The organism is Chromohalobacter sp. HP20-39 (genome assembly GCF_033052815.1).
GTDB lineage: Bacteria > Pseudomonadota > Gammaproteobacteria > Pseudomonadales > Halomonadaceae > Chromohalobacter.
This window is the reverse complement of the sequence record NZ_JAWHTP010000691.1, coordinates 1-271: the sequence shown is the minus strand read 5'-3', so window position 1 is coordinate 271 and position 271 is coordinate 1. Positions and strand designations below refer to the sequence as shown.

1 pseudogene is annotated in these 271 nt (G+C 59.8%); it reads left to right on the top strand.

From position 1 onward, the window contains the following. Positions 1 to 271 (top strand): annotated as a pseudogene (locus tag RVY79_RS19725) (nitrate ABC transporter substrate-binding protein); the annotation flags it as partial.

The following is a 271-nucleotide window of genomic DNA, read 5'->3' as shown; positions in this document are numbered from 1 at the left end:
CGATGCGACGGCGTTCGCGCACAAGGCCGAGAACCGCAAACAGATTGCGGAAGCAATCGCGCCGGCGAACTATCTCAACCAGCCGCCGATCGTGCTCGAGCAGATTCTCACCGGCACCTTTGCCGACGGACTCGGCAACATTGTCACGCAACCGAACCGCGTCGATTTCGATCCAGTCCCCTGGCAGTCGTTTGCAGTCTGGATCATGACCCAGATGAAGCGTTGGGGACAGATCAAGGGCGATATCGACTACGCCGGTATCGCGAGCCAG